The organism is Streptomyces sp. NPDC054887 (assembly GCF_053610585.1).
The window spans coordinates 1-9406 of record NZ_JBSGYQ010000121.1 but is presented as its reverse complement, the minus strand read 5'-3'; the positions used below and the strand labels follow the sequence as shown (position 1 = coordinate 9406).

Annotated in this window: 12 protein-coding genes; 11 read left to right on the top strand and 1 reads right to left on the bottom strand. The window is 71.4% G+C overall.

What is annotated here, in order from left to right; all coding sequences use genetic code 11:
* Positions 1–159 precede the first annotated feature (159 nt).
* Complete coding sequence (locus tag ACWGH0_RS34155; protein ID WP_453408163.1) at positions 160–450, top strand: hypothetical protein; 291 nt, start codon at positions 160–162, stop codon at positions 448–450.
* A 116-nt stretch (positions 451–566) separates the two neighbouring features.
* Positions 567–848, top strand: a complete 282-nt coding sequence (locus ACWGH0_RS34150) for a hypothetical protein (protein ID WP_453408162.1) — start codon at positions 567–569, stop codon at positions 846–848.
* A 4-nt stretch (positions 849–852) separates the two neighbouring features.
* On the opposite strand, the gene ACWGH0_RS34145 is transcribed toward ACWGH0_RS34150, so the two are convergent.
* Complete coding sequence (locus ACWGH0_RS34145) at positions 853–1296, bottom strand: hypothetical protein (protein ID WP_453408161.1); 444 nt, start codon at positions 1294–1296, stop codon at positions 853–855.
* Between the two features lie 22 nt (positions 1297–1318).
* Between ACWGH0_RS34145 and ACWGH0_RS34140 the strand changes: the two genes are divergently transcribed.
* The 9 genes from ACWGH0_RS34140 (at position 1319) to ACWGH0_RS34100 (ending at position 9226) form a co-directional block, all read left to right on the top strand.
* Positions 1319–2044: a hypothetical protein gene (locus ACWGH0_RS34140; protein WP_453408160.1), complete on the top strand. Its 726-nt coding sequence runs from the start codon at positions 1319–1321 to the stop codon at positions 2042–2044.
* Between the two features lie 64 nt (positions 2045–2108).
* Positions 2109–3179, top strand: a complete 1071-nt coding sequence (locus ACWGH0_RS34135) for a hypothetical protein (RefSeq protein ID WP_453408159.1) — start codon at positions 2109–2111, stop codon at positions 3177–3179.
* A 6-nt stretch (positions 3180–3185) separates the two neighbouring features.
* Entirely contained in the window at positions 3186–4031 is an 846-nt protein-coding gene (locus ACWGH0_RS34130) for a hypothetical protein (protein ID WP_453408158.1), read from the top strand.
* Positions 4018–6393: a hypothetical protein gene (locus ACWGH0_RS34125; RefSeq protein ID WP_453408157.1), complete on the top strand. Its 2376-nt coding sequence runs from the start codon at positions 4018–4020 to the stop codon at positions 6391–6393. Before ACWGH0_RS34130 ends, ACWGH0_RS34125 begins: the two co-directional genes overlap by 14 nt.
* Complete coding sequence (locus ACWGH0_RS34120) at positions 6390–6743, top strand: hypothetical protein (RefSeq protein WP_453408156.1); 354 nt, start codon at positions 6390–6392, stop codon at positions 6741–6743. The genes ACWGH0_RS34125 and ACWGH0_RS34120 overlap by 4 nt, the downstream gene beginning before the upstream one ends.
* A gap of 82 nt (positions 6744–6825) precedes the next feature.
* Entirely contained in the window at positions 6826–7467 is a 642-nt protein-coding gene (locus ACWGH0_RS34115) for a hypothetical protein (RefSeq protein ID WP_453408155.1), read from the top strand.
* Between the two features lie 114 nt (positions 7468–7581).
* On the top strand, positions 7582–8439 hold the full coding sequence (locus tag ACWGH0_RS34110) for a peptidoglycan-binding protein (protein ID WP_453408154.1): 858 nt from the start codon (positions 7582–7584) through the stop codon (positions 8437–8439).
* 29 nt (positions 8440–8468) lie between these two features.
* Positions 8469–8726 carry a hypothetical protein gene (locus tag ACWGH0_RS34105; RefSeq protein ID WP_138901621.1) on the top strand — a complete coding sequence of 86 codons (258 nt, stop codon included), beginning with the start codon at positions 8469–8471 and terminating at the stop codon, positions 8724–8726.
* Between the two features lie 197 nt (positions 8727–8923).
* Entirely contained in the window at positions 8924–9226 is a 303-nt protein-coding gene (locus ACWGH0_RS34100; RefSeq protein WP_453408153.1) for a hypothetical protein, read from the top strand.
* The last annotated feature ends 180 nt before the right edge of the window (positions 9227–9406 follow it).

The window sequence follows — 9406 nt, the reverse complement described above, 5'->3', positions numbered from 1 at the left end:
ATGTGTGGTCTTGTTTTTTTTTATCATCATAAAAATTTATTTAATCGTGTTTGCGGGGGTTTTGTGTCTGTCGGGGGGGGGGGGGGCGCGGGGTCGCCGGGCCCCCCACCGCCGTTTCTCCCGCGTTTCCCCGTCCCCACTCCATGAAGGAGCCCTCACATGGCCGGCTTCAACGTCAACGCGGCCCGCGCCCAGCGCCTGGAGGCGCTCGGCCGCGCCTGGATCTTCGAGCTCGACGACGACGTCTTCGAGCTGCCGACCGAGCTGACCCGGGCAACCGCCCGCAAGCTGCGCGACCTCGACGACAACGACGTCGACGGGCTGCTGCGGCTGCTGCTCGGCGCCAAGCAGTACGCGCGGTTCGACCGCCACGAGATCACCATGCAGGACATCGCCGCGATCCTTGAGGCGTACGGCAAGGAGACGGGGCTCGGCCTGGGGGAAGGCTGAGCCTCGGTGCGTTCGTCGACGAACACGCCGAGGCCCTTGAGGCGGATCTCCTCCGCCATTACGGCCTCGACCTGCTCGACTGGCACCGCGGTCTGCTGTCCTCACGGCGGCTCGCGGTGCTGCTCAAGCACCTGCCGCGGGACAGCGCGGTGGCGCGGGAGCTGCACGGGGAGGCGGCGGAGTGGTCGGTCTCCGAGTATCTGCTGGCCACCGCCGTCGACCAGCTCGCCGAGAGCAACTGGATGTTCGCCACGGTGAACCGGGACGAGGAGAGCGAGCCCCTCGACTATCCGACGCCGGTTCCACGTCCCGGTGCGGAGCCGGATGCGGAAGAGCCGGTGGCGGAGCCCGAGTCGCCGGGGCCGAGCCCGGCCCAACTGGCGACCTTCTTCGGGTGACGGGTCAGCCGAAGCCTCTCGTACCGGCGAGCACGGCACATGCCGCCTGAATCACTGCCCACGTTCCGGTGCTGACCGGAGACCAGGGCAGGAGGCGTCGCATCTCGGCCTGCGTACGGGAGAGGCCGGGAAAAGCGGGGTCGAACAGAATCGGCAGCGACTCTCCCGCCTCACCGGCAAGCCCGAAGTCGTCCGATTTCGCGGTGCGGAAGTGCAGTTCGTTTCTGTGGTCCCGATAGCTGTAGGAGAGCGAGAAGGAGCCGTTCGAGTAATACGAGGAACGGCAGGTCCCCGCCGCCTCGGCTCCCCGCGATTTCAGTCGCAGATGTGCGTAGAGACGGGTGACTGCGAAGGGAACGACGGCTGCTGTCGGGGCGAAAAGTATGACGTAGGAGATCCAGGGCGGGAAATCCAGAGACGTCACGCGACCTCCAATGACGACCGACATGCCACAAGGAAAGGGAGGACCGATGGCTACTCCAACACCGGCATCGGCGCCCAAGGAAGAGGCGTGGATCCGCCCCTTCTGGATCAATAAGAACGACATCGAGCACCAGAAGGAACTCTATCGCGACCTTCAGCACTCGGTCACGCTGATCAAGTACGAACTCGGCGGCCTGGCCCTGGGTATGACGCTGGTCAAGGCGGACTTTTCCATCCTGAAGGCGGACGAGAAGGGCATCACGCTCCGTGGTCGCCAACTCGTCACGTTCCCGTGGGCGGACAAGAAGAAGTCCCTGGAAGAGCGCATCAAACGGGTCAACAAAAAGATCTCCGACGATCAGGATTCCATCAATAAGCGGATAACCCGCCTCGAAAACATGAAGGAAAAGGCGGAGCAGGGGAGAGGCGAGGCGCGCGAAGCGCGGAATCAGGCCGGGCCGGGAGGCCGGGCGGACGCGGCGAAAGAAGTGATGAATATTCGCTTCAAAATCGCCGAGGACGTGCATCGGGCAGCCGCGATCGAGAAGAAGGTCGACCGGCAGGTCGCGAAGATCGAGGGGCGTTCCGAAAAGCTCGACAAGCTCTCCGGCAAGTTGAAGACGATCACTGAAAAGGAAAAGGACCTCAAAGTAGCCGGAGAAAAGGCCAAGGAGAACGCCGAGGCGGCCAGGACGGCTCTCAGCCGGCTCCACACGAAGCTGAAGAGCACCCAGGACGAGGTCATCAGGGTGTCCAGGGCGCTCAGCGGCTGATGAGCGAGGTCTCCGGGGTGCGGACCGTCGGTGTCCGGAAAACTAGGGAAAGGCAGGAGCGGGGATGTCACTCGCCGGAAGTCTGAGAACAGCGGGCTCTGCCATGCAGGGCTTCAACCGCATCGTGGCCGGCGGCACGACGCCACTGACCCGGCTCAAGTCGGCGGTAGGGCAGGGGAACACGGCCCTCAACACCATTCGAGGCGGCGCGGACCGGGCGGGCGCCGCGATCGGCAAACTACGTACCGCCACCGCACAGGGTGAGACCGCCGTCGGCAAGTTGCGTACGGGCCTGCGGACCGCCAACACCTCGCTCGGCACGGCCAAGGGCGGGGCCGACAAGCTCAAGGGCGCGCTCGACAAGCTCAAGGGGTCGGCCGACAAGGCCAAGACCGCGTTGCAGGGGGTGAAGCAGCAGTCCGACGCCGTGGAGAAGTCCGTCGGGAAGGCCGGCAAGAACGCCGACAAGACCGGCAAGACCATGGGCGGCGGCCTCGCCAAGGGGCTCAAGGGTGCGAGCGTCGCGCAGCGCGGGCTCAACCTGGTCATGGCCGCGAACCCGTTCGGCCTGATCATGGCGCTGCTCGCACCGCTGATCCTCCAGTTCGTGAAGGTCGACAAGATCGTCGCCGTCGTGCAGAAGGGGTTCAAGGCGGGGATGAAGGCCATCTCCTCCGCGACCTCCGCCGCGATGAAGGCGATCGGGCCGATCCTCCGGGGCATCGGCAACATGCTGCTCACGCCGTTCCGCGGCTTCGCCGGTGCCGTCAACGTGGTCATCGGCGCGCTGAACGGCTTCAAGGTCAGCATCCCCGGCTGGGTGCCGAAGTACGGCGGCAAGTCGTTCTCGATCAACCTGCCGAAGATCCCGGTCCCGCACCTCGCCCAGGGCGGTGTCGTCCAGGCCCGCAACGGCGGCACGCTCGCCCTGATCGGTGAGGGCGGTGAGTCCGAGGCCGTCATCCCGCTGAGCAAACTCGACCGGATGCTGAGCCCCGGCGCCGGCCGGGCGCAGATCGCCCGGCTCGCCGAGGCCGTCGAACGGCTCGCCGAGCGCCCCGTCCACGTACAGGTCGATTCCCAGACCATCGCCCGCGCCGTCCTCGTCGGGCAGCGCCAGCTCGCCCGGAGGTAAACGGACATGGCCAGAAACCTCTGGATCGGCAAGCCCGGTCTGCTGCGGGAGATCTCCCAGGCCGCGAAGAGCTGGGACCGCAGCGCGGACCTCAACATCACCGAGTTCCGGTCGCTCGAAGGGCGGGTGACGCTCGTCGCCCCGCCCCGGACCACCCGCCGGATGAAGCTGTCGTTCGAGTGGCTGGAGCCGGACGACGCCCAGCACCTGGTCCGACTCGCGCGCAGGGTGAACGGGCCGGGCATGCTCGGCCGCAACGTCCCCGCCGGGGGCTCGGTCGTCGTACTCGACCCGGCCTCGTTCAACCTGCTCGATCCGCTCCAGGCGGCCGGGCAGAGCCGTGACCCGCGCGGCGACGACCACTGGTTCACGGTGGCCGGCGACATCACGTTCCGGCCGTCGGCCGCGGACGTGTACACCGGCGACTGCAAGGACGCGGCCAGCGCGGTGGGCTGGACGCACGGCACCTGGACCGGCTGGCCGGTGGCCCCGGGCATGCACGTGTCGTGGATGGTCCCGCCCGAGTGGGACGACGCCCTGTGCACCGCGCAGCTCGACTGGAAGGCGGTGGACGGCTCGTACCTCTCGACCGTTTCTGCCGCCGGTCCCGTCGTGTCCGGCACCGCGCCGGCCGAGGCGGCGTTCGTCACTCCGGTCGGCCGCCCCGGACAGATCGGCGCGACCGCGCTGGCCGGTGCGTGCCTGACCGTCGGCGAGCCCCCGGTCGCCCACGCGCTCGGCGACGGCTGCCCGCCGATGGCGATCACCGGCATGACCGACACGCCGTCGGCCCGGCTGCCGTACCGGAACATCGCAATCGATCTCGTGGAGGTGCGCGGTGCAGCAAACTGACGAAGCCATGCAGGCCGCGCTCGCCGCGCCGGAGCGGGTGCCCGCGCACTCCACCCGGCTCGGCGGCGCGGAGCTCGGCCCCCAGGTCCAGTCGTGGAAGGTGGAGCGGGCGTACAGCACCGACCTGCCCGAAGCGGTGCGGGCGGTCTCCGGCAGCGCCTCGGCGCAGCTGGAGGTCACGCTCGGCGGGCCCGCGGGCGAGCACGCGCCGCGCGTGTACTCCGCCTGGGCCGACCGGTCCACCGGAGACCTCGTGCGCCCGGGGCAGTCGGTGGTGCACTCCACCGGGGTCGCGGACCGGACGCTGCCCGCCTTCCGGGGCACCGTCCGCTCCCGGTCGGCCGCCTCGGGCAGCGACACGGTCACGGTCCAGGCGCTGGACGGGGCGGAGCGGCTGCGCGGTCCCGCGTCGCTGCCGCGCCCGTACCACGGCTTCTACTGGGGCCGGCCGGTCGCCACGGCGACCTGGTGCGTGGACGAACTGCTGCGCCAGGGCGGCATCCACACCTGCCCGCCGCCGCGCGCCCCGCTCGCCGACGACAAGGACGTGGCCCCGTTCACGGTGCTGTACGCCTCGCTGCACGGCGGTTTCAACGCGACGTACGGACAGCCCGAGGTGCTGCCCGGCAGCGGTTCCTACCGCTGGATCCGGGACGGGGCCCCGTTCGAGATGGCGCTGATGCCGGAGCAGCCGGCGCTGCGGGCGGCGTGGATGCCGCGGTCGCGGTTCGTGCTGCCGGGCAAGGTGTTCCAGGTCGAGTGCTGGGCGAACACGGCGCTCGCCAAGGACAGCGTGATCGAGATGAAGGCCGTCTTCGACCGCAGCGGTGGAGCCGCCGGCTATCTCAGCGGGCGGTTCGACATCTCGACCGGGGTCGTCCAGATCACCTCCGGAACGGTCGACGGCGGCCACTGGTACTTCACCTGGGGGTTCCCGAAGCTGGCCGCCCTGCGCGGCAGCTGGCACCTGGGATTCATGGTGGACACCCGGGGGACCGGCACCAGTGTGCTGCCCACGGTCCAGCCGAGGCTCACCGCGCCCGACGGCTCGTACCACGTGGGCGGGCTGGCCACGTTCGTCGAGCCGGTCGCGGCGCACCCGCGCTCGGAGCTCCAGCAGATCGACCTGGTCACGGACATGGCCGTGGAGTGCCTCCAGGTCACCGACCGGGTGTGGACGGACACCGCGTCCTACCCGCGCCCGGAGTGGGAGCAGAAGGACCAGTGGCGCAAGGGCGCGGAACTCGACGAGGCCGCGCTGCCGCTGTACGACATCCCCAAGGTGTCGGGTTCGCAGTGGGACGCGATCACGGAGATCGCCCGCGCGTCCATGTCCACGGCCGAGTTCGACGAGCAGGGCGTCTTCCGCTGGCGCGGCCCGTCGCGCTTCACCAAGGTGCCGGTCGCCCCGCACGCGACGGTGACCACGGTCCGGGACATCTCCGCGCTGACCGTCAGCGAGGAGATCGACGCCTGCCGCAACCACTGCGAGCAGCCGTACCAGGACTGGGCGGGCATCGGTCTCGCCCACGGTACGGCGCAGACCGACACCCGGATCAGGGAGATCAGGCCCGGGATACCGGAGGAGGTGACGTACGCGATCGCGGAGGACGAGAGCGACATCGGGCCGCCGACCATCGTGGACGACACGTCCGCGTCGATCGCCAGCCACCGGGTGCGGTTCGGCAGTACGGCGACGGGCGGCACGGCGGTGAAGGGGCAGGTCACCGTGAGCTCCCGCCGCGAGGGACCGGCGTACATCGTCCGGTTCACCAACACCGGGACCACCAGCGTGTGGACGGTCACCAAGGACGGCCTGCCGTCGGTGCAGATCGACCCGCTCAAGCGGTCGGCGGACCCCAAGCAGCGGGTGTGGGCGCGCTGGAGCTCGGCGAGCCAGCAGCACTACGGCAAGCAGCAGTACCTGGCCCCGGCGTCGGAGTGGGTCCAGTCGGCCACCACGGCGTACACCCTCGCGCAGGCGATGCTCGACGCCGGGCGCTACCCGGTGCCGGTCCTCGGCGAGGTGGAGGTGCTACACGACCCCCGGCTGCAACTGGGCGACGTCGTACGGGTGGTCGATTCGGCGGGGGCGCGGCTCGACACCCTCGCGTGGGTGGTCGGCATGCGCACCACGTACGCGGCCGGCTCGGCGCCCCAGCAGGTCCTGACCCTGCGCGGGACCGGGTACAACGGCGTCCCGGCGGACGAGGGCCTGGTGCCCGATCCGCCGCTCGACCCGGCGTACGGGCGGCTGCGGACGTACCAGATGGTGACGGCGCAGTACGCGCAGTTCGCCGATCTGACGGCCGAGCAGCTGAGCTACCGCACGTTGGTGGAGACGCTCGGGGGTGTGGCATGACCTCGGCGGACGTACGTAAGCGAGAGCCGGCGGCGGGGCCGGAGCCGGTGGCGGGGGCGGCCGGTCAGGTCCCGGAGCCGGTGGCGGTGGGAGTCGCGGCCGGTCAGGTCCCGGAGCCGGCGGCCGGTCGGGCCCAGGTGGCCGGGCGGGAACCGGAGCCGATGGCCGTGGCGGCAGCGCCGGAGACCCCCGCCGGGGACGAGCCGGGGGAGCACCCGCCGTCCGCGGCGGACCCGGCGTACCCCTCCCCGGACGCCCCCGCGCCGGTCCCGGTCCCGATCGACGACCCGGCGACGCGGGAGGGCGACGGCGGCATGCCGCCGGACACCCTGCCTCCGTCCCTCGGCTGACTCTCCGCCGCTTCCGGCACCGGGCCGGCGCCCTTCCGGGGCGCCGGCCCTTCCCGTATCCGCTTCCCAGGAGGCCCCAGACATGGTCCAGCTCACTCCGCTCAGCAGCCTTCCCTACCCCCAGCCCGCCGACGCGGCGAACGTGCCGCTGCACCTCCAGTCCCTCGCCGAGGCCGTCGACGGCCGGACGGTGCTGCGGGTCGCCAGCACCGTCGCGCTGTCCTCCGTCGCGGCGCCGGTCACCGGCATGCTGGCCTGGGTCACCAGCCCCGGCCGGTACTACTACTACACGGGCAGTTACTGGCACCCCGTGATCCCGAGCCCGGTCGTCAAGCTCAACCCGGTGGCCGGTACGACCGCCTCCGCCACGTACATCGAGGCCCTCACGGGTTCGACCGGCGACGCGATGGCCGCCGCCTTCACCGCGCCGCCGTCCGGCGCCGTTCTCGTCACGGTCGGCGCGCGGATCAGCAGCAGCGTGTCCACCGGCGCCGGGTACATGTCCATGACCGTCAAGCAGGGCACGACGGTGACCCTGGCCACCGCCGACACCCGGGCCGCGGTCTTCGGCGGCGGCATGCAGTGCTCGGTGTCGACGCAGTTCCAGGTCAGCGGGCTGAGCGGCGGAGTCGCCTACACGGCCACGCCCGCGTACCGGTCCTCGGCGACCACCAGCACGGCGACGTTCGCCAACCGCTTCCTGCGGGTCGACCCGGTCCACTGACCGCACCGGCTCCCGCTCGCGCTCTCGCCCCCGGCCCCGGCCCGTCGTGTCCCACGGCGGGCCGGGGCCGTTTTCCGCACGCACTCTTTCCCGCCCCGACCCGAGGAGGTCCCGATGGCGGCACCCCTGTCAGCCGACGCCTTCGTCCGCGCCCTGCGCGCCGAAGGCGTCCGTCTCACCGAGCACGCCGACTGGCGCGCCCACAACCGCAACCACAAAGGCGCCTGGGGGCCGGTGAACGGTGTGATGCTCCACCACACGGCCGGCTCCGACAGCGTCGGGTTCTGCCGCCGGGGCGCGCCCGACCTGCCCGGACCGCTGTGCGTCGGTGTCGTCGCCAAGGACGGCTCGGTCCACCTGGTCGGGTACGGCCGCACCAACCACGCCGGCCCCGGCAGCGTCGCCGTACTGGACGCCGTCCGCGCGGAGCGGCCGCTGCCGAGGCCGGGCAAGGACGCCGTGGACGGCAACGCCCGCTTCTACGGCTTCGAGATCGAGAACCTGGGCGACGGGGCGGACCCCTATCCGGCGGCGCAGCTCGACGCCGTCGAGCGGCTGTCCGCGGCGCTGTGCCGCGCGCACGGCTGGTCGGCGGCGAGCGTGCTCGGCCACAAGGAGTGGACCCGGCGCAAGATCGACCCGTCGTTCTCCATGGACGGCATGCGCGGCCGGATCGGCGCCCGGCTGGCCGACCGTCCGGGGCCGCCGAAGCCGCCCGCCCCGGGGTACGCGCCGTTCCCGGGCGCCGCCTTCTTCGTCCCCGGCCATCGCGATCCGCTGTTCACGGCGGTCGGACGGCGGCTGGTGGCCGAGGGATGCGGCCGGTACTCGGTCGGCCCGGGCCCGGTCTGGGGCGCCGCCGACCGGGCGTCGTACGCCGCGTGGCAGCGCAAGCTCGGCTACCGCGGTACGGACGCGGACGGCACCCCGGGGCCGGCGAGCTGGGACCGGCTCCGCGTCCCGCGGAGCTGAGCACGAACGGAGGGAGAGGAGATGCGCGGATGATGCGCGAGTACGAGGAGAGAGGCGTGGTGGTGGAGTTGGAGCGGCTGCGGCGGTCGGTGGACGTCGGGTTCGCCACCACACGGGGTGATCTGGCACTGCTGCTCCAGCGGGCCGACCAGACGGACAAGGTGCTCGGAGAGCACGAGGAGCGCCTCGACGCGCTGGAGCGCTCCCGGTGGCCGCTGCCGTCGCTGGCCGCGCTGACGTCGTGCGCGGCGCTGGCGGTCACGCTGTGGCAGGCGGCGGCGCGCTGAGCGGCGTACGCTCGCGCGCGCCGAAGATCGCGCGAGCGCGCAATTAGCCTGCTCGCGTCCGCGGGTGCGGGGCGTGCGGGGCCCCTGTGGCTCCGCACGCCCCGGCTTGCCTGCGTTACGCTGCCCCGTATCGAACGCACATTCGAGAAGGGGCGATGCTGGGGCGTGGGCGCCGAACGTGGTGAAGGGGAGGTGCGATGGTGAACAGTGCGGGAGACCGGCTCGCCGATGTGGTGGCCGCGGCAGTGGAAGTGGCGGCCGAGGCGGGAGAGGCCGGTACGTACACCGCGGAGGTCGCTCGCGCGATCGCCGCGGTCGTGAACAAGGTCGGTGCGCGGGTGGGGATCGACGCGGAGGTCCGCGGGTTCACGAGCGGCTGGCGCGAGGCGATGGACCTGGTGGCCGGCGACGAGCGGGAACCGGCCCGGATCCTGCGCCTCCCCGACCCCGGCGACGACTCCGGCGAACCCGCCGGCCCCGGCGCGGAGCGTCACCCCTGACGCGCCCGAACGCCGGTTCCGGCCCCGGCCCGCGCGGAGTGACGAACGGGAAGCGCAGACGACGCCCCCGCGCGAGCCGTCGGCCGCCCCAGGCCCCGCAACGACCGCACAGCGAGGCGGCCGCACCCCGGACAGGGTGCGGCCGGGGACGAAAAAAACAAGGACACAGCCCACCCAGTA